Raw genomic sequence first — 24505 nt, forward strand, 5'->3', positions numbered from 1 at the left:
GAATTACCGATTTCTGTCCCACTCTCTTTTTTTCGAAAGATCTTCCTTAATTGGGCTAAAAATAGTAGAATAGAAGAAGTGAATCATCGAGAAAATGGGAGTTGTTATGAATTGGTTTCAATCGCAATCCGTGGTCTTGCAGGCCTTTCTCGCAGGATTGTTTACATGGGGCTGTACCATTGTCGGGTCAGCCATCGTCTTTTTCTTCAAGCATATTAGTCGCAAATTACTGGACATCATGATGGGCTTTGCGGCAGGGGTCATGATCGCGGCTTCTTTTTGGTCGCTCTTACAACCCTCGATTGAGTATGCGGAAACCTCTTATGGGAGCCTGGCTTGGTTGCCAGCGGCGATCGGTTTTTTAGCTGGAGGTTTTTTCCTTCGCTTGATTGACGCCATCGTCCCTCACCTTCATATGACGAAGGAGATTGAAGAGGCTGAGAGTATCCATACGCCGCGGGAGAAGAAGTTGTCTAAAACAATCCTCCTTTTTCTCGCCATTACCATTCATAATTTTCCAGAAGGCTTAGCAGTCGGAGTAGCCTTTGGAGCTCTGGCTAGCAATCCAAGTCCAGAAGCCTTTATCGGGGCGGTTGGCCTGGCCATTGGGATTGGCTTGCAAAATATCCCAGAAGGGGCTGCTCTTTCAATCCCAATCCGGACGGATGGAAAATCCCGTCTCAATGCCTTTTATTGGGGATCTATGTCAGCCATCGTCGAGCCCATCGGAGCCCTGCTAGGGGCAGTTGCCGTCTTATCCATGACAGCCATCTTGCCTTACGCCCTCTCTTTTGTAGCAGGTGCGATGATCTTCGTAGTGGTTGAAGAGTTGATCCCAGATTCCCAGACCAATGGCAACACAGATGTGGCGACCTTAGGCCTCATGGTTGGCTTTGTCATTATGATGATTCTAGACGTCGCTTTGGGATAAGGAACTGAAAAGGAGAGCATCAGGACAAGCTCTCTTTATGATTGGTATCATGGTATTTGAGAATGAAAAGATGAAGAACAATTCATCAGATTCAATTCAGAGGTAGACCTTAGTCAGCGAGGAAAATTATCTTATGGTAAAAATCAAGTTTAACAAGAAAAGCAAAAGGATAATGAGCGTCATCGCCTTGGCTCTCCTTTTGGTAGTTGGGATTTCTATGTTTTATATGAACAAAAAATTAGAGGAGAAGAGACGCAATAGAGAGTATGAAGTCAGCCTTGTAAGGACCTTGAAGCATTCTTACGAGGGAATTGAAGAAATTGAGATTAAAAACCCATCTTATAGCTCTACTCCTTCGGACGCATGGGGAGCAGATGTAAAATTTACATTTTCTGATGGGAGTTCCAAGGAACATGTACTAGCTTATGATAAAGATGCGAAAAAAATTAAGATAGGGGTCTATCATAATGAAGATGAAGAATTTCAGAGCTTTATGGATTCTAGGAGAGGCACGACCAAATCGGGAGTAAAGGTAAGGTTTTCAGACGGCTCAGTCAAGGAGCAGTAATCAGTGAATTAAAGTATATTAAAGAGTCCTAGTCCGAGCGTCCTATTTGAATCACGATAATGAAGATCGTTAACGGGACTATAGAATCAACGTCCTGTCATCACCTTGTAACACAAATGCAAGGTGACTTTTTTATATAAACATGATAAAATAAGGGTAATGACTACGTAGAAAGGCCTAACATTATGAAAGGTATTATTTTAGCAGGGGGCTCAGGAACTCGCTTGTATCCATTGACACGTGCGGCTTCTAAGCAGTTGATGCCCATTTATGACAAACCAATGATCTACTATCCGCTGTCAACGCTTATGTTGGCTGGGATCAAAGATATCCTGATCATCTCAACACCTCAAGACCTTCCTCGTTTTGAAGAGCTTCTTGGAGATGGTTCTGAACTTGGTATTTCCCTCTCTTACGCAGAGCAACCAAGTCCAGATGGCTTGGCGCAAGCCTTCATCATCGGAGAAGACTTTATCGGTGACGATCATGTTGCCCTCATCCTTGGGGACAATATCTTCCACGGAAACGGCTTAACCAAGATGTTGCAACGGGCAGAAGCGAAGGAAAAAGGAGCGACTGTCTTTGGTTACCAAGTCAAAGATCCGGAACGCTTTGGTGTGGTAGAGTTTGACGCGGATATGAATGCCATCTCTATCGAAGAAAAACCAGAACATCCAAAATCCAACTTTGCAGTGACCGGACTTTACTTCTATGACAATGATGTGGTAGAAATTGCCAAAAACATCAAACCAAGCCCTCGTGGTGAGCTTGAAATCACCGATGTTAACAAGGCTTATTTGGAGCGTGGAGATCTCTCTGTTGAGCTCATGGGCCGTGGTTTTGCCTGGTTGGATACTGGAACTCACGAAAGTCTCTTGCAGGCATCTCAATATATCGAAACTGTTCAACGCTTGCAAAATGTCCAAGTGGCTAACCTTGAGGAAATTGCTTATCGCATGGGTTATATCACCAAAGAACAAGTCCATGAATTAGCGCAATCACTGAAGAAAAACGAATACGGACAATATTTGCTCCGTTTGATTGGAGAAGCATAATGACGGAACTATTTTTTGATAAAGAATTAGCAGCCCGCAAAATTGAAGCCATCCCAGGCTTGATGGAGTTTGATATTCCTGTGCGCGGAGATAACCGTGGTTGGTTTAAAGAAAACTTCCAAAAAGAGAAAATGCTTCCTCTTGGATTCCCTGAAAGCTTCTTTGCAGAAGGTAAGTTGCAAAACAATATTTCATTCTCTCGTAAGAATGTTTTGCGTGGCTTGCATGCAGAGCCTTGGGACAAGTATATCTCTGTAGCAGATGAAGGCAAGGTTCTTGGAACTTGGGTAGACCTTCGTGAAGGCGAGACCTTTGGGAATACCTACCAAACTGTGATCGATGCTTCAAAAGGCATCTTCGTCCCTCGTGGTGTAGCCAATGGGTTCCAAGTTTTGTCAGACAAAGTTGCCTATACATACTTAGTCAATGATTACTGGGCATTGGAACTCAAACCAAAATATGCTTTTGTCAACTACGCAGACCCAAGCCTAGACATCCAATGGGAAAACTTGGAAGAAGCAGAAGTCTCAGAAGCAGACAAGAACCACCCACTGCTCAAAGACGTCAAACCCCTAAAAGCAGAAGATTTGTAAAAACGAACCTTGCGTAGCAATATTGCGACTGCAAGGAGCGTTGTAAGATCGTTCCTGCCCTAGTGGAAACAAGAATGCCGTAGGGAATCTTGTAGGGAAATCCGGAGACTTCGGCTTCGGATTTAGCCATGAAACCGAAGGGTTGCTGGCGTCACTTACTAGCCAAAGGAACAATCAAAACTAAAAATTATTTGGAGAAAAAATGTCAGAATATAAACATATCATCGTAACCGGTGGAGCTGGTTTCATCGGTTCAAACTTCGTACACTATGTCTACAACAACCATCCAGACGTGCATGTGACTGTCCTTGACAAACTCACTTACGCTGGTAACCGTGCCAATATCGAAGAAATCCTTGGAGATCGTGTCGAGTTGGTGGTGGGAGACATCGCGGATGCTGCATTAGTTGATAAATTGGCTGCTAAGGCTGATGCCATCGTTCACTATGCGGCTGAAAGCCACAATGATAACTCCCTCAAAGATCCATCTCCATTTATCTACACAAACTTTGTTGGGACTTATACACTCTTGGAAGCAGCTCGTAAATACGACATTCGTTTCCACCACGTGTCAACAGACGAAGTGTATGGAGACCTTCCATTGCGCGAAGATCTTCCTGGACATGGGGAAGGTCCTGGTGAAAAATTCACTGCTGAAACCAAATACAACCCATCATCACCTTATTCATCAACCAAGGCTGCTTCTGACTTGATTGTGAAAGCTTGGGTACGTTCATTTGGTGTCAAAGCAACGATTTCAAACTGTTCAAACAACTATGGTCCATACCAACACATCGAGAAGTTCATCCCACGTCAAATCACCAATATCTTGTCTGGTATCAAACCAAAACTTTATGGTGAAGGCAAGAACGTCCGTGACTGGATCCACACCAACGACCACTCAACTGGTGTTTGGGCTATCCTCACTAAAGGCCGTATCGGTGAAACTTACCTGATCGGTGCCGATGGTGAAAAGAACAACAAGGAAGTGCTTGAATTGATCCTTGAAAAAATGGGTCAACCAAAAGATGCCTACGACCGTGTAACAGACCGTGCTGGTCACGATTTGCGTTACGCTATTGATTCAACCAAATTGCGTGAAGAATTGGGTTGGGAACCACAATTCACCAACTTCGAAGCAGGTTTGGAAGAAACCATCAAGTGGTACACAGACCACCAAGACTGGTGGAAAGCTGAAAAAGAAGCTGTCGAAGCCAACTATGCGAAGACACAAGAAGTTTTGAAATAAGGAAGAAAGTCCAAGTAGAAAATCGCTTGGACTTTTTCTTTTATTTTCTGAAAATGAGTGATTGCCTTTTCATGTATGGTATAATAGGATCAGTTTGAAAACAATCATCGATTAGGAGGAATAGATGAATCAAAAAGATTGGGTAGACTATTTTGAAGCACTCCATAACCGTAAGCCGAGTCTGCAAGAGTTTCAAAATGCACGAGCGAATGGTGAGTTTGTAGTGGAACGAAAAGAGACCGTTCCTGAAGCACCAGTTCCATCAGCGGTAGCCTCACGAGAGAAAAGTGAGCAGGTTCAAATGCCGTCACAAGTGGAGTCAGGGTATGAGACTCTAGCTATCAAACGCTTTAGTGTGAAATGGAATAAGCAGACCAAATGGGCTTTATCAGGTGTGGGAATACTAGCTGTTATTGTACTGGCTTATTTCTTTTTCTTCCAACCGACTCCAAGTTTGGAAGGAATTTGGGTTGGACCTGCTGATTCAACAGCAGTGGTTTATGAGTTAAATCAAGAAGATCCACGATCGTATGGTAAGTATAAGATTGAGAAAGTTTACAAAGGTAATGAAGCAAAACAAGAGTTTCAGAAAGCTTTAAACCAGTTAAACTACTCCAAGCTGAAAAACTTAGCAGATGTTGATAGAAAATTTGACCTCCACACGAGGGAAGTTATCATCATTAAAGACGAGCATGGGCTTGTTTATAATCTACTCCAAAGCAATGGGACCAATGTGATTTTAGCCAATGACTTGATGGATTTGGTTACCTATAGTGATCATTCAGAAAGCTTTAAGAAGAATGCTATTTTTCACAAGACAGAAATTCCTAAAGTTCTAGTTGGGAAATGGAAAATTGAGCGTTCTTTTGATGATGAAACCAATTATCTTGAATTAAATGATCGTGGTATTCTTACTTATAGTGAATATGATAGTAGCGAAGGTACGGCTTTTTATAGTCTAGAAGAGCTCCAAAAGATGCCTTCAACTAAGTTTGATCAAGAAAAGACAGCTGACAAAGTGAAAGAGGTCTATGAAGATCTTCAAGATGCGGTCGATTCCCAAGATTACCAGCTAACTAGTATGAAAGACGTGTACAAGCAACTAGGATCTGATTTTTATTATGTCCTTGTAAATGGAGGGAAGACAGTCCTTGTTTTCACAGAAGACTATCATTTAGTTGAAAAATTGGAAAAAGTGAAATAAATTAGAAGGACCGTAAGGTCCTTTTCTTTTATTTTCTGAAAATCACAAAATATACCATGGATTTGTGGTATAATATGGTTAGTTTTTATAATGAATCAATAAGGGGAATATGATGAATCAAAAAGATTGGGTTGAATATTTTGAAGCGGTCAATGGTCGCAAGCCAAGTATGCAAGAATTTCAAGAAGCGCGTGAAAAAGGGGAGTTTGTCGTAGAGCGAAAAGAAGCGCCGACTCCAACAACTGAGGCACCAGCTCCAGCCACTGAAGCGCAGGCTCCTGCTCAGGAAGGACCTGTTGCACCTAGTGCGCCTCTTTCCCAAGAGCAGCCAACTTCTGTCCAACCGCAGCCATCGGCGAAAACCTTACAACCTGTTCCAAGACCAAAAAAATTGACATTTTCTTTCAATAAACAAGCCCAAATTGGGGCTGCAGTTGCGGGACTTGTCGCAGTGATTGCCTTTGCTTGGTTCTTTTTCTTTTCAGGTGGACCAAGTCTAGATGGTGTTTGGTTGCGAAATACGGATTCAAGTCCGGTCACTTATGAACTAAGTGGAAAGAAACAAAAAGTCAATGGTGGCGAGAACATCAAAAAGGTTCTCAAGGGCAATGAAGCGAAAAAAGAATTTAATACAGCACTTTCTTTGTTAAATGCAACAGACTTGCATTCACTTGCGGATGTCGATAAGAAATTTAACCTGAAGACGACAGAAATAGTTGTTATTAAGTCTGGTGGGAACACACGCTATAACTTGCTCCAAAAAGACGGAAGCAATATTATTTTAAGAAATGATTTATTCGACTTGAAAACTTATAAGTCATACAAAGGAAACTTTGAAGATAATTTGGTCTATCACAAGGTTGAAACACCAAAGGCCATGGTTGGAAAATGGAAGAATGTGACAGAAGGAGATAATACAACTGTTCAGATTTCAGATCATGGAATTATAAGTGATAAGTATTACGATAACAAGGCTTACGCATTCTATTCTCTAGCTGATCAAGAAAAGTATGATGGAGACACGACTTCTAAAGAAGAGATTGAACACACATTTGACGTAATTCAAGAAGCGGTGAAATCAGAAGGCTATCAAGTGAAGAGCGCTAAGGAAGTCTATATACAAGCTAATTCAAATTATTGTTTCGTACCTGTCAATGGTGGAAAAAATATACTCGTCTTACGTGGTGGTAATGAATTTGCTGCAAAACTAGAAAAAGTGAAATAATCAAAGGACCGCAAGGTCCTTTTTGTTTCCAAATTTCTGACTGAAAAACTATTCATGTCTAGGAAAAAATATGGTAAAATGGATAAGATGTATCTGAGATGTCTATTTCTTCTCAGGCGACTACAGGTAATGGAGTAGAAAATGCAAAATAGACCTATTATTATTGGTGTTACTGGTGGCTCTGGTGGTGGAAAGACCAGTGTGTCTCGTGCCATTTTGGCCAATTTCCCGAATGAAAAGATTGCCATGATTGAGCATGATTCTTATTACAAGGACCAAAGTCATTTGACCTTTGAGGAGCGGATCAAGACCAACTATGACCATCCTTTTGCCTTTGATACGGATTTGATGATTGCGCAGATCAATGAACTCTTGGCAGGTCGTCCAGTGGATATCCCAACCTATGACTATGCGGAACATACGCGCAGCAGCAAGACCTATCGTCAGGAACCACAGGATGTCTTCATCGTGGAAGGGATCTTAGTTCTTGAAGACAAGCGCCTTCGGGACCTGATGGACATCAAGATTTTCGTTGATACGGATGATGATGTGCGGATCATTCGCCGGATCAAGCGCGATATGGAGGAGCGTGGCCGGAGTCTGGATAGTGTCATTGAGCAATACCTTGGTGTAGTAAAACCGATGTACCACCAGTTCATCGAGCCAACCAAGCGTTATGCGGACGTGATCATTCCTGAGGGCGTGACCAACACAGTTGCGATTGACTTGATCACAACCAAGATTGAAAAAATCCTCAACGAAGCGCGTGAAGGAAAATAAAGATAGGGAGCAAGAGGGCAATCGCTCTCCAATCCTATAACAATAGTTGGAATTACGGAATGTCTCAGTAGTTGGTGAGACTCTTCATTCGCTAAAAGACTCAGAAGAGTTCTCGATCAACTTTGTGGGGGTGGTATGGGAAATGTTTATTTAAATATTTTCTACCACTCCCTCTTTTTCCTAAGGAGAATGAAAATGAAAAGGGAGTTTCATTCGCGGACTAAGGCGTTCGCTTGTTTATTGACCATGTGTGCTGGTTTTTCAGATGCTTATACCTTTATTTGTCGGGGTGGGACCTTGGCGGCAGGCCAGACGGGAAATGTGGTCTTTCTATCGGTTGGTTTGATCGGCCAGCAGATCTCAGATGTAGAAGTGAAGTTAGCCACGATGCTGGCCTTTATGCTGGGGATCTTTTTAATGACGGTCTTGCGTCGCTTGATTGATAATTCAGTCTGGCGCTTGAGTACCCTAGTGCCCTATATCCTCACAACTTTGGTGACGGGATTTTTGCCAGCATCGGTAAAAAATGTCTTCATCGTGCCTTTTTTTGGCCTGAGTTTAGGAATCGTAGCGACCTCATTTGGAGAAGTAGGTAGCTATGCCTACAACCACTCTTTTATGACCGGAAATCTCAAGAAAACCATGGTGGCTTATGGAAATTTTGTCAGAGAAAAGGAGATGAAATTCCTCTGGGAAGCCATCTTTATGACCTGCTTGATCGGGAGTTTCGTCTGTGGGGCCATTTTTTCGACCTACTTGATCCAGTTTTATGGATTAAAGACGATTTGGCTGGTGGCCATCATCTTAACCATCTTTTTAATCTACCGGGCCATTCAATATTTTGAAGTCTTTCACTTCAATCGGCTGCATGAATAGATAAAGGTATCATAAAAAACTTTCCTTAGGTGAGTGCGGACGTCAGCGAACTTCTTTTAAGAAGTTCCATGACTAATTATTGATCCTAAGGTCTCAATAATTCCGTGTGCCTGAAGCAGTTAAGCTTCAGGCACTTTTCTCACAGCGGAAAGTTTAGTATATTCTTTATCAATTTAAATTAATGAGACCTCGATTTTATCTCTTTGCAGAATCGCTTAAGTTATTTTACTAAAAATTAGTTTATCTATATTCCAGAGGCTGGGACAAAAGTCCTAGCCTCTCCATTATCTTTGGATTGTCGAGCAAGACGCAGTGGTTGAGTGGGCTCTACTACGCTGATTTCATCAGCTTTTACAGCCCTACTCAACTGTGCGGAGGTGGGACGACGAAATCGAATTCTAACGAATGACCGATTTCTGTCCCACTCTCTTTTCTTTCGCTGTTTGAAGCTTAATTTTTGGGCAAAGATTTGGTATAATGGAAAGTATGAAACAATCGGAAAAAGAATCACAATACCAGCTCTTGCTGGCTCAGTTAGACGCTCTCTTAATGGATGAAACCAATGCCTTGGCTAATCTGTCCAATGCCAGTGCGCTGTTAAATCAAGCCCTGCCTCGTTCGGTCTTTGCGGGTTTTTATTTGTATGACCAAACGGAATTAATCCTGGGACCTTTTCAGGGAGGTGTTTCTTGTGTCCATATCGCTCTCGGAAAGGGTGTTTGTGGAGAAGCGGCCCAGAAGCAAGAAACCATGATTGTCGATGATGTCCGCCAACATGCCAACTATATTTCCTGTGATAGTCGAGCCATGAGTGAGATTGTGGTGCCTATGGTCAAGGACGGCCAGCTCCTTGGGGTTTTAGACCTGGATTCGGAGTGTATCTCTGACTATGATCAGCTGGATCAGGAGTATTTAGAAAAGTTTGTCGCTCTCTTGATCGAAAAGACAAACTGGGACTTTAAGATGTTTGGAGTTAAGAACTAATGTATCAAGCTTTATATCGGAAATACCGTAGCCAGACCTTTGGCCAATTGGTCGGCCAGCAAGTAGTGGCACGGACATTGAGACAGGCAGTGGAGCAGGAGAAGATCAGCCACGCCTATCTCTTTTCGGGTCCTCGTGGTACTGGGAAAACCAGTGTGGCCAAGATCTTTGCTAAGGCTATGAACTGTCCTAATCAAGTCAATGGGGAGCCTTGTAACGACTGCTATATCTGTGAATCCATTACCAATGGGAGCCTAGAAGATGTCATCGAGATCGACGCGGCTTCCAACAATGGGGTCGATGAAATTCGGGATATTCGCGACAAATCCACCTATGCTCCGAGTCTAGCCAAGCACAAGGTCTACATTATCGATGAGGTCCACATGCTCTCGACAGGGGCCTTTAATGCCTTGTTGAAGACACTGGAAGAGCCAACGGAAAACGTGGTCTTTATTCTTGCAACAACGGAGTTGCACAAGATTCCAGCTACTATTCTGTCACGGGTGCAACGCTTTGAATTCAAATCTATCAAACTGCCAGATATCGTTCACCATTTGGAAAGCATCTTAGCTACAGAAGGCATTGCCTATGAAGCAGATGCTGTTCAGATCATCGCCCGGCGCGCTGAAGGTGGGATGCGGGATGCCTTGTCCATTTTGGACCAAGCCCTGAGTCTGACTGCGGGTAGTGAGTTGACGACAGCGATCGCTGAAGAGATTACCGGCTCTATCAGCCTAGCTGCGCTTGATCAGTACGTAGCTGCCATTCTGGCTCATGATGCGACAGCGGCGCTGGATCAGCTGGCGATTATCTTTGATAATGGGAAGAATATGGCCCGCTTTGTCACGGACTTACTTCAATACCTGAGAGATCTCTTGATTGTCCAGACGGGTGGAGAAAATACCCACAATAGTGACTTATTTGCGGCGAATCTTGAAGCCGATCAAGCCCGTCTTTTTGCCCTGATTGACCAGGCGACAACCAGTCTAGCGGATATCAAAAATAGCCTGCAACCGCGCATCTACACTGAAATGATGACCATTAAATTGGCTGAAAGCACAGGCCAAGTTTCTAACTCAGCAGCTGTGGAGGTTCCTTCCAATGTACTAGCTCAGCTGGAAGACTTGAAGAAGGAAGTCGCTCAGCTCAAGCAACAGTTAGCGCAATCGGGTAGCAGTCTTCCTGCCTCAAAACCAGCAGTAACTCGTCCAACCAAGTCGAACAAGGGCTACCGTGCGGATCGAAATAAGGTCAATGCCATTTTACAAGAGGCGGTTGAAAACCCAGAGTTGGCACGGACCAACTTGATCCGTCTTCAGAACGCTTGGGGGGAAATCATCGAGAGTTTGGCAGGTGCGGATAAGGCTCTCTTAATCGGATCCCAGCCGGTCGCTGCTAATGAAAATCACGCCATTTTAGCCTTTGAGTCTGCCTTTAATGCTGAACAGACCATGAAGCGGGACAACCTCAATACCATGTTTGGAAATATCCTCAGCAATGCTGCGGGCTTCTCACCAGAGATTTTAGCGGTTTCGATGGAAGAATGGACCCAAATCCGGGCAGAGTTTTCGGCTAAGGCGCGTGGTCAAAAAGCGGAAGTGGTAGAAGAAGAGGAAAGTGTCATCCCTGAGGAATTTCACTTTTTATCCGATAAAATCACCCTGCAAGACGATTAATACATGAATTTTTTACTGAATCATGGTAAAATAATTTTATGAATAGAAAACAATTTGCAGTGATAGCAGTCTTTACTGCTATGGAGACATACTTTTTCAATGAAGCGACCATGGCGGGTCAAATGCTCTTTACATGTTTTTGGGCCCTCTTGATCTTACGCAATCTCCAGACGGCCTATATGGTGGAGAAAATTGCTAGTGCCATTGAAAAAGAAATCAGAAAGAAAAGAAAATAAAACCTTTGAAAAGAAATCCTTTTTCAAAGGTTTTTTCTTGTTTTAAAAGGCTTCTTGGCATTGTTTGCGGTAATCTCCTGGGGAGAGGCCGACCTTCTGTTTAAAAGCCTTTGTAAAGTAGGAGTAGTTGTCATATCCCACCTGGAGGGCAACTTGGTAAATGGGGGTATCGCTTTGCGATAGCATCTCTTTTGCGGCGGCCATCCGTTTATCGGTGATGTATTTCACCAGTGTTTCGCCGGTGTCGCGCTTAAACATCCTCGCTAGATGATCTGGACTAAGAAAAACCATTTCGGCTAGCTTGGTGCGACTAATATCCTCCTTGTAATGGTGATCGATGTAGTCAGTGATCCGCTGGATGAGATTGGATTGGTGTTCTAGATCGATCACATAATGGCGAGCAGAGCTCCAGTAATCCCTAATATAGGCTTCAAAAGCTTCGATGGCATGAAAACGCCGTTCGAAGAGAAATTGATGGTGTTTGTTTTGAAATAACTTGTGGGCGAGAATGCCGTTCTTGTCCAGATAAATCCCAATTTGCTGGGTCCAGTCTAGCTGGAGTTCACTCAGAGCTGAGAGCGGGATGCGATCTTGAGTTTCTAAGCTATGGATGATTTGGAGGAGCTGTTCCGTCTCTAGCTGATTTGTAAAAGTGAGCGATGTCCGATGAGCAGGCTTTTGAGGTTGTGGAGCCAAAGAAGCATAGGAGTGGATACTGTCCCAATGGAAGACTTGTTCCTCACTGTATTGGCAGAGTTGCAGAGCCTTCATCAAGAGCGTCTCAAGGGAAATAGTATCTGAATAGAGAAGGATAGAGGATCGGTCTAAGTCTTGCTGGATCTTCTGCTGGATAGCCTTTAGGAAGTCTGCACACTCTGCGGTCTGATTCTTTTTGAAGAGGCAGAGGTAGCGATCAGTCTGGCTTTCGATTTTACTGAGGGCGCAGTAGTGGACAGGGAAATCCAGGGAGAGATCCTTGATACAATGGCGGAGCTGCAAGCGCCAAGAAGGGACGCTGGGGTGAAAGTCTTCTTCAACTAAGTGGAGAGTGATGAGGACTAAGAGGTAGTCTTCATGTGGTTTGGGGATATAACCCCGTTTTGTCACTTCTTGAAGGAGCTGTTCTGCTTGAGATGGACGTGGTTTTCGCAAGTAGTCATGCCAAAATTCAGCTTCTTTTTGTCCTTGCTGGGCTAATTGGGCCGCACTCTTGTGGCGCTTGATCTTATTGAGGGCTTTTTGAATGATAAATTCTAAGCGATCTGGGTCAATCGGCTTGAGGTAGTATTCAAAACTTTGGAGTTCAATGGCTTTTTGGGCATAATTGAAATCAGCATAATTGGTGAGGAAGATCGTTTGAATGTCATATTTTTCTGACCGGACCCAGGCTAGGAGATCTAACCCACTGCCTTGTGGCATCTCGATATCACTGATCATGAGGGCAATCGGGTGACTTTGAATGATGGCTTGGGCTTGGCTCAGACTGGAGGCAGTATATACCTGCTCAATGCCCAAGGCTTCCCAATGGATGGTTTCCTGTAGGGCTTTAATGATAAAACGATCATCGTCAACGAGTAGGATATTCATGTGTGTCTCCTTTGTAGGGTTCATAAGGAAGGCTCAGTTGGATGCGGGCCCCTCCTTGGGATCCATTTGAAAATTGAAGGGTGTAGTGATCTGGATAGAGGAGATCTAGTCGCTCCCGTGCATTGGTCAAACCAATGTGGTGGCCATTTTCAGTGACTAAGGATTTTTTCTCTGCTAGATCTTGTAAGATAGCGGAGCTAAAACCGGGTCCATTATCCTGAAGGGAAATGGCAAGCTGTTGGTTTGCTTCTTCATGAATGGAAAGGTGAATGTGGAAGGAATCTTGGAAAGAAAAGCCGTGTTTGATGGCATTTTCCACAAAGGTTTGTAAAAGCAGAGGGGGAATAGCCGCATCTTTCAGACCAGGATCCCAGTCCAGGTCAAAGTGGATGCTGTCCCCATAGCGGATTTTCTGGATTTCTAGGTAATTTCGGATATGTTGGATTTCATCTGTTAAGCGATTGAAATCTTGATTGGCTTGAAAGAGGTGACGCAAGTAGTTGGAAGTCACCTTGGTCAACTCCTCGATTTCCTTATAGTCCTTGGTTTGGAGCATGCTGTGAATCATGGAAAGCATGTTGAGGTAAAAATGGGGTCGAACTTGATTTTTGAGGTAATTGAGTTCGACTTTTTTGAGATTGAGTTGCGCGTGGTAGGCTCGAATTTGGAGGTCTTTCATATGGATCAGAACCTGATTGAGCTTGTGATTGGCCTGATCGATCTCTAAGATCCCTTGGTCTTCGATTACATCTAGCTTGGTAGAAGCAGCATCTAGCTGAGAAAGGCGTTGGGTGAGTCGTTTCATCGGTTGGATCATCCGTTGACGAATATAAAGGATCAGAATGGTGGAGAGAACGGCGATGATCAAAGGGACCAAGGAGAGAAGGGTTTCCAGTACGATATTTGTACGGAAAACGTCTCCGTAATCGACCGTCACATACAGATCAAAAGGCAGGTGGGTTTGATTGCTACCGGCTTGAATGACGGAATCTGTAGCATGGATCTGGTTGGGGCGATCGATGGATAAGCGCCCTTTTTTCCCGATATTGAGCTTTTGCAAGGGTTTTAAAATATCCTGGGTAGAAATGATGGCATAGATAGCCTTGCCCTTGTAATGGAGGGATTTTAAGAGATAATCATGCTGGTTCAGGCTGATTCGTTGCCATTTTTGATTGGTCTTGTCTGTTTCTTTGTCATAGGTTTTAAGATGATCTTTCAATTGTACATAGTCCAGGTAGGGCAGTTGAAGACTGGAGGCATTGAAAAAATGGGGGATATCTCTTGTCTCTATGAAAAAGGTGATGGGGCTATCCATCTGGTACTGGAACTCCGTGAAATCAATCCGCAGTTTTTTTAGATTTTCATGAAAATCTGTGAAATCAAGTGGGGTATTGAGCTCTGTCAAATAGTCATTGTGACTAATGGTACTGTACATAAAACGCTCAACGGAGTGAAGCTCTGTATTTAAGGAATCCGCATAGATATGAATCGAGTCCTCTAAATGGAGCATATTTTGGTGTTTAATAAAATTTCGGCTAATCCCGCCAATCAGAAGGTTGATCAAGGTATTGACGACTAAGAGGAGAAAGAGTAGGCGCGAAAAAAATTGGATCGAGTGATCTCGTGTACTTCTGTGAATAGCTTTCATAATGAGCACCTCACATATATTATAGCACTATTTGAAAACGGATTCATGAACAAAACCGATAATAAAGTAAAAAAAATCGGGAAAGTGCATGTTTTTGTGTGGAGAAAACGGAAAAGTGGATGAAGATGCACGAAAAAGTTCTATAAAGATGGAAAGGATTCCTATAAAATAGAGGAGAAAGAAAAGGAGGGCCTTATGAAAAGCGAAGTGAATGCGAAGCAGAGCAAATTGAAGAAAAATATTCCTTTATATGTGCTGCTCCTGCCATCGATTATTTTATTGATTTTATTTGCCTATATCCCTATGGCGGGTCTAGTCATCGCTTTTAAAGATTACTCTCCCGCTACTGGGATATTTGGAAGTCCTTGGGCTGGTCTTAAGTATTTTAACCAGTTCTTCTCATCCTTCCAATTTGCGACAACCATGAAGAATACCTTGAAAATTTCTATTTACAGTATTCTGGTTGGTTTTCCCTTGCCGATTGTTCTAGCCATCATTTGCAACCAAATTCGTGTGGGCAAGTTCAAAAAAATCTTTCAAGTAACAACTTATTTGCCTCATTTTATCTCGACCATGGTCATGTGTGGGATGATTATTCTTTTTCTCTCTCCAAGTAGTGGACTGTTAGCCAATGTCCTCAAATTGGTCGGCTTAAAGATGCCTGCCCTCTTATCCAAACCGGGTAGCTTTGCGGGTGTCTATGTCTGGAGTGATGTCTGGCAACATATCGGTTGGGATAGTATCATCTATCTAGCCGCTCTATCAGCCATTGATCCAACCTTTTATGAAGCAGCGACTATGGACGGGGCGAGTCGATTGCAAAAAATCCGTCATATTGACTTACCCTTACTGTTACCAACGGCGATGATTCTCTTGATTCTCAGAGCAGGCAGCCTACTCAGTGTTGGTTTTGAAAAGGTCTTGCTCTTGCAAAATCCACTCAATCTGGCAGGAAGTGAAATCATTTCGACCTATGTCTACAAAGTGGGGATGATTAATTTTCAATATAGTTATTCGACAGCGATCGGTCTCTTTAATACCTTGGTTAACTTGATCATCTTACTGTCGGTCAACTGGTTTGCGAAACGCTATACCAAGACAGGATTGTTCTAGAAAGGAGGAGAAATTGTGAAATTGTTTCAACATGCGAGAAAGACCAAGTCAGAAATCCTCTTTGATGTTTTTATCTATGGTCTAGCGATTTGCTTGATTCTCTTGATTGTCTACCCTTTGTGGTTTGTCATTATTGCCTCCTTCAGTAATCCGTCTGATGTGGCAACTGGTAAGGTTTGGTTTATCCCGAGGGAATGGCGACTAGATGGCTATCAACGCTTGATTGAACAGCCTTTATTTCTAAAGAGCTATCTCAACACCATCCTTTACACGGTTGTGGGAACCATCGTTGCCCTGGTCATTAATATCCCGGCTGGTTACGCCTTGTCGCGAAAGGACCTCTTTGCTAAGAAATGGGTCAGTGTCTTCTTTATCGTTCCCATGTTTGTCTCTGGAGGCTTGATTCCCATTTATTTGACAGTCAAACAATTGGGTTTGGTCGACACCTTCTGGGTAATGGTCGTACCATTTGCAGTTTCTCCTTACAATATCGTTGTAGCTCGAACTTTCTTTAACAATAGTATTCCAGAAGGGATGTGGGAAGCCGCCCAGATCGATGGTTGTGGAACCATTCATTACTTCAGAAAGATCGTGCTCCCCTTGTCCAAGGCTATTATTGCCGTTATTGGACTTTGGACAGCAGTAGGGATCTGGAATTCTTGGTTCAATGCCTTGATTTATTTGACCAATGAAAATCTCCAACCCCTACAACTGATCCTGCGCCGTCTCTTAATTAGTAATCAAATGTTGCAATCGCAAGCAACAGGGGAGGTAGCTTCTGACCTCCGTATTAAGGCTGATATGATGAAATATGCAGCCATCGTTATCTCAACAGCACCGATTATGATGCTGTATCCATTCGTCCAAAAATACTTTAATCAAGGTGTCATGATAGGTGCCTTGAAAGAATAGGAGAAGATCATGAAAAACAGGAAATTTGCCTATCTGCTCCTTGGAGCAGCTGCTTTAGCTGGCTTGACGGCTTGTGGAGCTTCCACAAATAAATCAAGCAATGACAAGAATGATGGAAATACCTTCAAGATCACGACCGTTCGTTGGTCGGATTGGGGGGAAGACTATCACAAAGGTTTTCTAGATGATTCAGCCAAGGAATCAGGTATCAAGATCAAATGGGATACCATGGTGGCTGCAGACTGGTCGGATAAGAAATCTGTCCTTGTAGCCAGTGGAGATTTACCAGACGCATTCTTGGGATCCAATGCCTTTACGGATTCTGAAATCGCTCAGAACCAAAATATGTTCATTCCATTGGAAGACTTGATCAAGGACAATATGCCAAACTTGAACAAGGCCTTTGAAAAAGAACCGAAATTAAAAGCCATAGTGACCAACCCAGATGGTCATATTTACAGTCTGCCTAAGAAATTGCCAATGCGGCCAATCGTCGGCAACCAGCTCTTTATTAATAAGAAATGGCTGGACAACCTTGGCTTGAAGATGCCGGAAACCTATGATGAATTGGTGACTGTTTTACAAGCCTTCAAGGACAAAGATGCCAATGGCAATGGGGATGTCAATGATGAAATTCCATTTGGCTCTGGTAACTTTGATCCGACCTTCTCTTATATCTTGCCATTCAACAACCGTCTGGGTGGAGATAATACCTATGAAATGTCCGTCAAAGATGGCAAACCGGTCTACCTCCGGACGGAAGAAAGTTATAAACAAGGGATAGCGGCGATGCATGAAGCCTACAAGAAAGGCTTGATCGACCCTGAACTCTTTACAGAAGATACCTCTATGTCTGTTGCCAAACGGATGGATAAGGGTGTGGCGCGTGTCGGTGTGTCAAGTGGTTGGACAGCAGATGCAACCTTTGGCCAACATGCCAGCGAATATGCTCCTCTCCCAGCATTGAAAGGCCCAGATGGCAAACAATATGTCATTTCTGACCCAGATCATTTGAACTATGGACGCAATGAAATCCTGATCACAAATAAGTGCAAGGACCCTGCAAAATTGCTCAAATGGTTGGATAAATTCTACACGGATGATGCCAGCATCCAAAACTTCTATGGCTCCTTTGGTATTGCGACTGAAAAAGATGGTGACAAGTACAAGGTCTTGGCTCCAAAAGATGGTAAATCTGCCGATGAATGGGCTTGGATCAATTCCCTTCGTGACTTTGGACCAAAATATGTGTCGGATGATATCAATAGTCATGTCGACATCGACCAAACACAGGGTGATGGCCTCAAATTGAAGATGGACAAAGAATTGAAACAATACGCTTTGCCAGCATATCCAAATGTCATCTACTCTCAAGAAGAATTAAACAAATTATCCTCTATTTATGTAGATATCAACTCTTATGTTACCCAACAAGCTTCTAAATGGGTAGTAGAAGGGGGCATCGAAAAAGAATGGGATGATTACAAAGCAACCTTGAAGAAGATGGGCATTGATGACTTTATGAAGATTCAACAGGATGCCTATGATCGTTACCAAAAAGAAGTGAAGTAACAGGGGTCTAAATGGATTCAAGTAAGTAACTCAGGGGCCTAAGGCCCCTGAGTGCTTCCCTAGAGGAAGTAGCAGAAATTGAGATGAAGCACAAGGAGAAGAAGATGCAAAAATTATTTTCATTGGATGGACGCTTGGTCAAGATCTTGACCCGGTTGACAGACATCATTATCTTGAACACCTTGTTTATCGTTTGCTGCCTTCCGGTTCTCACGATCGGTGCGTCGCTTACGGCTTTAGCAACCATGTGGCACCGCTTGTTGAAAGGGGAAGATACGGATCTCGTCTTTCATTTTTTCCGTCTCTTTCGCACCAATTTCAAGCAAGCGACGGTGATTTGGCTGACTTGTCTAGGACTATCAGCCCTTCTTTATCTGGATTACTGTCTTTTTTCAAATACGGCCTTCTTAAATGAGTATGGAATTTGGATCTTGCTTCCCTTTTTCGTCCTTCTATGTGGAGGGATGACCTTGATCTTCCCTTATATCGGCCTCTTTGAAGACCCTACAAGAAAGGTCTGTCTGAATAGTTTCCTCATTGCTCTCTTAAATCCTATTCAAACCATCTTTCTTGTCTTCTTCAATCTGGCAGTAGTTTATATCAGTCTTAGTAGTCCGGAACGGTTACTGACAGCTATTTATCTCTTTACCTTTGGTGGTTTCGCCTTGTGGAGCTTCTTAAATGTTCGACTGACCGATCAGATCTTTTCAAAGATCCAAGAAGGAGGAGTCTTTGAAAAATAAGGTCAAGCAAGTGGGACGCATATTTTCCTAATATTATTTAAATCGAATAAAGTTTCCTAGAAAATCTAGGAAACTTTTTCTATTTCATAAACATTTCACATTTCTTTTCTATAATAACTATAACAAATGATGAAAGCGTCCACATTGCATTGCTATGGACCTTGAAATGGAGGGTAAGATCATGCTCTTACAACAGGCAATCGCCTATATTTCTCGAAAAAGAACGAGGAATCTGGTTCTCTTTCTGATTCTCCTTTTGATCCTTTCTTGCTTGTATTTCTGTTTTTCACTGATGCAAGTGGGAGGAAGGTTAGAGGAACATATCAAGCAGTCGGCTGGGACCAGCTTTGCCCTGACCAGTAAGCAGGGGGCTACTCCCTTTCCTCTAAAGGAGGCTAAAAAGGTGCAGCAGCTAGCTGGGGTGGGAGCCATGGTTCCTCAATATGAAAGTCCCGTTCGTATTCTTGGTAAAGAAGCGGTGACTGGGCAGCAGTCGGTAGAGCGGGATGATTTGGGTCAGGAAGCCAAGCAAGCGCTAGGCGCTGTTTTTACCCAGAAGACAGACCAGCACCTAGATTTCCGCAGTGGCAGTTTTCAACTGGTGCAAGGCAAGCACTTATCCGACAAGGCTCGCGGGCAGATCTTGATTCACCAAGAGTTGGCTAAGAAGAATAAGCTAAAGGTCGGAGATTCCTTGACCTTATCCAGCTTTCAGATGGGAGAGACTCCTGCCAAAGAGCAAACCTTTAAAATCGTTGGGATCTTTTCGGGTAAAAAACAGGAAAAATTCACAGGAATGACCTCTGATTTGAGTGAAAACCAAGTCTACCTTTCTTATGAGGATGCGACCAAGCTTCTTGGTCTCAGTCAGCAAGAAGTGACCCAGGTCACCTTTGGGGTCAAAGATCCTGAGAAAATCGATGCCCTCTTGAAGCAAGTCAAAAGCTTGGATCTGGATTGGCAATCGCTACGCGTGGTCGAAGATCGCAAGGCCTTTGACCAGATGAAGGAATCCTCTCAGACCCTAGAAGGCCTGGTGCGGATCATGATGATCGTCCTCCTGGTGACGGGAGCAGGTGCCCTATCGCTCTTACTCAGTCTCTGGACACGAGAGCGGATTCATGAAATCGGCGTCCTCTTATCCATTGGGAAGAGCAAGGGCCGGATCTTTAGACAGTTCCTCTTGGAAGTGGTGCTGGTATCCTTACTAGCAGTGATCCCAGCCTTTCTCATCGGGCGGATGGTCAGCCATCGTTTCTTAGAGCAGTTTGTCGGACAGACCGGTCAACAGCAAACCCTAGAATTGCTCAACCAAGTCCCTCAAGGCCTTTCCTTAGGAATCGCCTATGCTAGCCTCTTGTGCTTGATCCTTCTGTCGCTCGGTGTAACGACCAGCATGATCTGGCGCAAGAGCCCAAAAGAAATATTAACAAAAATGAGTTAAGGAGAAATAACACCTATGTTAGAACTCAAACATGTATCCTATAGCTACCAAAGTTACCAAGAAGAGATCTTCTCAGACGTGAACTATCAGTTCGCAAATGGGACATTTTACAGCATTATCGGTCAGTCTGGAGCAGGGAAATCGACCCTCCTCTCCCTCTTGGCTGGTCTGGACAATCCCAAGAAGGGGCAGGTTCTCTTTGATGGGGAGGACATCCAGACCAAAGGGTCTAGCTACCACCGCAAGCACCATGTCTCCCTGGTCTTTCAGAATTACAATCTGATTGATTATTTGACGCCACTTGAAAATGTCCGCCTGGTCAACAAACAGGCTGGGAAAGAGATTCTCTTGGAATTGGGGCTGGATGAAACCCAAATCAAACGCAATGTCCTGCAACTATCCGGCGGGCAGCAGCAACGGGTGGCCATTGCGCGTGCGCTCGTTTCAGAAGCACCTGTCATCTTGGCAGATGAGCCGACTGGAAACCTTGATGAACAGACAGCTGGTGACATCATTGCCATTTTAAAGAAACTGGCCAAGGAACGCCAAAAATGTGTCATCGTCGTCACCCATAGCAAGGAAGTGGCGGAGGCCTCCGATGTGGTCTTGGAATTGAGTCGTCGTAGCCTCGTTGAGAAAAGCAAGTAAGGAGGGAATGCTATGTTGCGCAATGCTTTTGCTTATATCACACGTAAATGGCCCAAGTCCCTCTTGCTCTTTGCCATCATTCTCCTCATGGGGACCTTGAGCTTGATCGGACTCTCCATGAAGGGAGCGACCCAAAAAGCTTCATCGGAAAGCCTGGGATCCATTACCAATAGCTTCTCCATGCAGATCAACCGACGGACCAATCCGGGAACCCCTCGGGGAGCTGGGAATCTCAGAGGAGAGGATATCGAAAAAATCAGCCAGGTAGAGGGGATCACCTCCTCCATCAGGCGGATCAATGCCATCGCGGATATCCTAGACCACGAGATCATTGAGACCGAAGAAACCCTGCAAAATCAATCTCCAGAGCGGGCCAAGCACTTCAAGAATACCTTGATGGTGACAGGGGTCAATGACTCTTCAAAAGAAGATAAGTTTGTCTCTGGAGCCTACAAGCTGGTCCAAGGGGAGCATCTGACGGATAAGGACAAAAACCAAATCCTCATGCACGAAGATTTGGCGAAAAAGAATGGGCTTAAGGTGGGCGATAAGGTGCGTCTCAAGTCCAATCTCTACGATGCTGACAATGAAAAAGGGGCCAATGAAACTGTCGAAGTGACCATCAAGGGCTTGTTCTCAGGGAAGAACCAAGCTCCTCTAACTTACGCACAAGAATTGTATGAAGATACCCTCATTTCTGACCTGGATACAGCTGCTAAACTCTATGGCAATACTGTCCAAACAGCTACCTATGAGGATGCAACCTTCTTTGCCAAAGGGGATCAGGACCTGGATGCCTTGATCGAAAAAATCAAAGCACTCGATATTGACTGGAACCTCTATGACCTGGTTAAGAGCTCTTCCAACTACCCAGCCTTGCAAAAATCCATCAGCAGCATGTTCCAAGTGGCGGACTATTTGTTTATCGGCAGCCTCATCTTTGCTAGTTTGCTTCTCACCCTTCTCCTCGTCTTGTGGCTCAATGCCCGTCGCAGAGAAGTTGGGATCTTGCTGGCTTTGGGACTCTCCAAGGTGCAGATTGCAGGGCAATTCGTGGCAGAATTGGTCATGATTTCCATCCCAGCCTTCCTCCTCTCCTATGGAGTTGCAGGACTTCTTGCCAAAACAGTCGGAGATACGGTACTCAAGAACGTAACCAGTGGCATTGCCAAACAAATGGCTCAAGAATCCTCTGCAGCCAACCTTGGTGGTGGAGCTGAGGCAGAAAGCTTCAGTAAGACCCTAACAGACCTCCATATGGACATCCAACCGAGCCAATTGTTGGTGATTGTTTTGGTTGGCGGCCTCCTCTTGATTCTCGTATCCATCCTTTCTTCTCAATGGCTCTTGCATAAGAAACCAAAAGATCTCTTGGTGGATGTCGAATAAGAGATTGTTTCCTAAAATAGAAATAGGGTATAATAGGAGGTAGAAGAAGTTTCTTAGATAAAAGGAAAGTGTATGAAGATACTAATCGTAGAAGATGAAGTCCTGATTCGCGAAGGGATGAGCGACTATCTCATGGAATGTGGCTATGAGGTCTTTGAAGCAGGTGATGGGCAGGAGGCCTTGGACCTCTTTCACAGAGAAGCGCCAGATCTGGTCTTGCTGGATATCCAGCTCCCTATCCTCAATGGCTTGGAAGTGCTCAAGACCATCCGGAAGACCAGCTCGGTGCCTGTCCTCATGCTGACGGCCTTCCATGACGAGGACTATAAGTTGACGGCCTTTGGAGAGTTGGCAGATGGCTACCTGGAAAAACCCTTCTCCTTGTCACTTTTAAAGGTCCGTATCGAAGCTATTTTTAAAAAGCTCCAGCCTTCCCGGGTCTTCACCTATGGAGAGGCACGGGTGGATTTTGAGAGCTACACAGCCAGCCTAGCTGGTCAACCTATCTCCATGAATGCCAAGGAGTTGGAGATCTTGGAATACTTGCTCCAGCATGAGGGCAAGGCCCGGACCCGCTCTCAGATCCTCGATGCCGTCTGGAAGGAGACAGAGGAGATTCCTTTTGATCGGGTGATCGATGTCTATATCAAGGAACTACGAAAAAAACTAGAGCTGGACTGTATCGTAACGGTACGCAATGTCGGCTATAAATTGGAGAGACCATGACCAAACGAAGTATCTTTGCAAAGATCTTTCTGATCACCTTTGCCCTATTTAGTGGCTTAGTCATCCTTCTACACGCTTCGGTTTACTTTATTTTCCCCTCGACCTATATCGAGTCCCAGCGCCAGACGATTTTGAAGAAATCCCAGGCCCTGGCCAAGAGTTTCCAAGGCCAGGAAGAAGGAACCATTGAGTCGGTCATTGACCTTTATTCCAAGACCAACGATATCAAGGTCTCGATCAAGGGCAAGGAAAAACAGAATGCCCTAGAGGTCAAGGATGACCTGCTCCTGAACCCTAACAGTCAGAACAATTCCCTGGTCATTGAGGAGCGAAAGATCCAGACCAAAGAGGGAAAAGACTTGACCTTGCAATTCTTAGCAACCGTCGATTCGCAAAAGGAAGCGCGGGACATCAGTCTGGGCTTTCTTCCCTATAGTCTTCTTGCTTCCTTTGTTCTGTCAGTGATTGCCTCCTATCTCTATGCCCGCCTGATTTCTGCTCCGATCCTTGAGATCAAGCAGATGACCAAGCGGATGAAGCGCTTGGATCGGACAGCCAGTCTTCCCATTCACTCGCAGGATGAGATCGGCGTTCTCAAGCAACAGATCAACGACCTCTATCACCATCTCCTAGAGGTGATTGACAATCTAGAGCAGCAAAAACAAGAAAATCTGAAGTTGGAGCAGATGAAGGTCGAATTCCTACGGGGAGCCTCGCATGAGCTCAAGACGCCTCTGGCCAGCTTGAAGATTATCCTAGAAAATATGCGGGATAAGATCGGCCGCTACAAGGACCGGGACCGCTATCTGTCGGTCTCCCTCGATATCGTCGATGAGATGAACCAGATCGTCCTAGAAATCCTGTCTCTCTCCTCTGTCCAAGAATTGGCCGGAGACAAGGAATGGATCCAGTTGGATCAGGTCGTAGAGCAGATCCTCGACCAGTACAAGGTCTTGGCTCAATCTCGCGCGCTCACGATTAACAATCAAATCCCTGACAAAGCAGTTTATATGGACCCAGCCATTCTGAAATTGGTCCTCTCAAATGTCATTAGTAATGCCGTCAAGCATTCGGATGCCGGTGGAGAGATCCAACTCCGTCTCGAAGAAGGAACGCACTTGGCGGTTGAAAATACCAGTCAAGAAATGGTAGAGACCGCTGAGATGCCAATGACTGCTAGCCGTCAGAAGAAGGAAGGCGGCTTGGGACTCTTTGTGGTCCAACACTTGCTAGACCATGAAGAACTGGCCTACCAATTTGATAAAACGGCTATGGGCTTGCGCTTCCGTATGGAGCTGCCCAAGGAGCCACAAGAATAAAAAGAGGCTGGGACAAAAGTCCTAGCC

The 24505-nt window shown here is 44.3% G+C and carries 23 protein-coding genes; 21 read left to right on the forward strand and 2 right to left on the reverse strand.

Going from position 1 to position 24505, the window contains the following annotated elements; all coding sequences use genetic code 11:
* Positions 1 to 106: 106 nt before the first annotated feature.
* From HMPREF2704_RS06795 to HMPREF2704_RS06850, 12 genes are all read left to right on the forward strand, one after another.
* Complete coding sequence (locus HMPREF2704_RS06795) at positions 107 to 931, forward strand: ZIP family metal transporter (RefSeq protein WP_049522580.1); 825 nt, start codon at positions 107 to 109, stop codon at positions 929 to 931.
* A gap of 133 nt (positions 932 to 1064) precedes the next feature.
* Positions 1065 to 1499: a hypothetical protein gene (locus HMPREF2704_RS06800; RefSeq protein ID WP_024056125.1), complete on the forward strand. Its 435-nt coding sequence runs from the start codon at positions 1065 to 1067 to the stop codon at positions 1497 to 1499.
* A 185-nt stretch (positions 1500 to 1684) separates the two neighbouring features.
* Positions 1685 to 2554: a glucose-1-phosphate thymidylyltransferase RfbA gene (rfbA, locus tag HMPREF2704_RS06805; RefSeq protein WP_003002772.1), complete on the forward strand. Its 870-nt coding sequence runs from the start codon at positions 1685 to 1687 to the stop codon at positions 2552 to 2554.
* The gene (locus tag HMPREF2704_RS06810; RefSeq protein WP_049475294.1) at positions 2554 to 3147 is read left to right on the forward strand and encodes a dTDP-4-dehydrorhamnose 3,5-epimerase family protein; all 594 of its coding nucleotides are present in this window, start codon (positions 2554 to 2556) and stop codon (positions 3145 to 3147) included. Before rfbA ends, HMPREF2704_RS06810 begins: the two co-directional genes overlap by 1 nt.
* Positions 3148 to 3349: 202 nt before the next feature.
* Positions 3350 to 4396 (forward strand): dTDP-glucose 4,6-dehydratase, encoded by a 1047-nt coding sequence (rfbB, locus tag HMPREF2704_RS06815; RefSeq protein WP_023918493.1) that lies wholly within the window; start codon positions 3350 to 3352, stop codon positions 4394 to 4396.
* A gap of 124 nt (positions 4397 to 4520) precedes the next feature.
* Complete coding sequence (locus tag HMPREF2704_RS06820; protein ID WP_024055743.1) at positions 4521 to 5600, forward strand: hypothetical protein; 1080 nt, start codon at positions 4521 to 4523, stop codon at positions 5598 to 5600.
* A gap of 112 nt (positions 5601 to 5712) precedes the next feature.
* Positions 5713 to 6825, forward strand: coding sequence for a hypothetical protein (locus HMPREF2704_RS06825; protein ID WP_070846054.1), 1113 nt, complete (start codon positions 5713 to 5715; stop codon positions 6823 to 6825).
* 141 nt (positions 6826 to 6966) lie between these two features.
* On the forward strand, positions 6967 to 7605 hold the full coding sequence (gene udk / locus HMPREF2704_RS06830; protein ID WP_003007856.1) for a uridine kinase: 639 nt from the start codon (positions 6967 to 6969) through the stop codon (positions 7603 to 7605).
* A gap of 195 nt (positions 7606 to 7800) precedes the next feature.
* Entirely contained in the window at positions 7801 to 8481 is a 681-nt protein-coding gene (locus HMPREF2704_RS06835; protein ID WP_049485824.1) for a YoaK family protein, read from the forward strand.
* Positions 8482 to 8967: 486 nt separating this feature from the next.
* Positions 8968 to 9465: a GAF domain-containing protein gene (locus tag HMPREF2704_RS06840; RefSeq protein WP_070846083.1), complete on the forward strand. Its 498-nt coding sequence runs from the start codon at positions 8968 to 8970 to the stop codon at positions 9463 to 9465.
* The gene (dnaX, locus tag HMPREF2704_RS06845; protein WP_070846056.1) at positions 9465 to 11141 is read left to right on the forward strand and encodes a DNA polymerase III subunit gamma/tau; all 1677 of its coding nucleotides are present in this window, start codon (positions 9465 to 9467) and stop codon (positions 11139 to 11141) included. The genes HMPREF2704_RS06840 and dnaX overlap by 1 nt, the downstream gene beginning before the upstream one ends.
* A gap of 38 nt (positions 11142 to 11179) precedes the next feature.
* A complete protein-coding gene (locus HMPREF2704_RS06850; RefSeq protein WP_024055805.1) occupies positions 11180 to 11377 on the forward strand; it encodes a DUF3272 family protein in 198 nt (65 codons plus the stop codon).
* A 42-nt stretch (positions 11378 to 11419) separates the two neighbouring features.
* On the opposite strand, the gene HMPREF2704_RS06855 is transcribed toward HMPREF2704_RS06850, so the two are convergent.
* Together HMPREF2704_RS06855 and HMPREF2704_RS06860 are read right to left on the reverse strand one after the other, a co-directional pair.
* Entirely contained in the window at positions 11420 to 12964 is a 1545-nt protein-coding gene (locus HMPREF2704_RS06855; protein ID WP_049475290.1) for a helix-turn-helix domain-containing protein, read from the reverse strand.
* The gene (locus HMPREF2704_RS06860) at positions 12945 to 14612 is read right to left on the reverse strand and encodes a sensor histidine kinase (RefSeq protein WP_070846058.1); all 1668 of its coding nucleotides are present in this window, start codon (positions 14610 to 14612) and stop codon (positions 12945 to 12947) included. The genes HMPREF2704_RS06855 and HMPREF2704_RS06860 overlap by 20 nt, the downstream gene beginning before the upstream one ends.
* Before the next feature lie 195 nt (positions 14613 to 14807).
* On the opposite strand from HMPREF2704_RS06860, the gene HMPREF2704_RS06865 reads away from it, so the two are divergent.
* The 9 genes from HMPREF2704_RS06865 to HMPREF2704_RS06905 all read left to right on the forward strand — a co-directional run bounded on the left by HMPREF2704_RS06865 (position 14808) and on the right by HMPREF2704_RS06905 (position 24478).
* Positions 14808 to 15725, forward strand: coding sequence for an ABC transporter permease (locus HMPREF2704_RS06865; protein WP_024055802.1), 918 nt, complete (start codon positions 14808 to 14810; stop codon positions 15723 to 15725).
* 15 nt (positions 15726 to 15740) lie between these two features.
* A complete protein-coding gene (locus HMPREF2704_RS06870; protein WP_049475288.1) occupies positions 15741 to 16637 on the forward strand; it encodes a carbohydrate ABC transporter permease in 897 nt (298 codons plus the stop codon).
* A 9-nt stretch (positions 16638 to 16646) separates the two neighbouring features.
* Positions 16647 to 18209 carry a type 2 periplasmic-binding domain-containing protein gene (locus tag HMPREF2704_RS06875; RefSeq protein ID WP_070846060.1) on the forward strand — a complete coding sequence of 521 codons (1563 nt, stop codon included), beginning with the start codon at positions 16647 to 16649 and terminating at the stop codon, positions 18207 to 18209.
* Positions 18210 to 18313: 104 nt separating this feature from the next.
* Positions 18314 to 18952, forward strand: coding sequence for a YesL family protein (locus tag HMPREF2704_RS06880; protein WP_049475286.1), 639 nt, complete (start codon positions 18314 to 18316; stop codon positions 18950 to 18952).
* Between the two features lie 181 nt (positions 18953 to 19133).
* On the forward strand, positions 19134 to 20396 hold the full coding sequence (locus HMPREF2704_RS06885) for an ABC transporter permease (protein WP_049506179.1): 1263 nt from the start codon (positions 19134 to 19136) through the stop codon (positions 20394 to 20396).
* Positions 20397 to 20411: 15 nt separating this feature from the next.
* Positions 20412 to 21044, forward strand: a complete 633-nt coding sequence (locus HMPREF2704_RS06890; RefSeq protein ID WP_070846062.1) for an ABC transporter ATP-binding protein — start codon at positions 20412 to 20414, stop codon at positions 21042 to 21044.
* Between the two features lie 12 nt (positions 21045 to 21056).
* Positions 21057 to 22433 carry an ABC transporter permease gene (locus HMPREF2704_RS06895; RefSeq protein WP_070846064.1) on the forward strand — a complete coding sequence of 459 codons (1377 nt, stop codon included), beginning with the start codon at positions 21057 to 21059 and terminating at the stop codon, positions 22431 to 22433.
* Positions 22434 to 22505: 72 nt separating this feature from the next.
* Complete coding sequence (locus HMPREF2704_RS06900; RefSeq protein ID WP_070846066.1) at positions 22506 to 23159, forward strand: response regulator transcription factor; 654 nt, start codon at positions 22506 to 22508, stop codon at positions 23157 to 23159.
* A complete protein-coding gene (locus HMPREF2704_RS06905; protein WP_070846068.1) occupies positions 23156 to 24478 on the forward strand; it encodes a sensor histidine kinase in 1323 nt (440 codons plus the stop codon). The genes HMPREF2704_RS06900 and HMPREF2704_RS06905 overlap by 4 nt, the downstream gene beginning before the upstream one ends.
* The last annotated feature ends 27 nt before the right edge of the window (positions 24479 to 24505 follow it).

The organism is Streptococcus sp. HMSC076C09, from assembly GCF_001837905.1.
Classification (GTDB): Bacteria; Bacillota; Bacilli; order Lactobacillales; family Streptococcaceae; genus Streptococcus; species Streptococcus parasanguinis_I.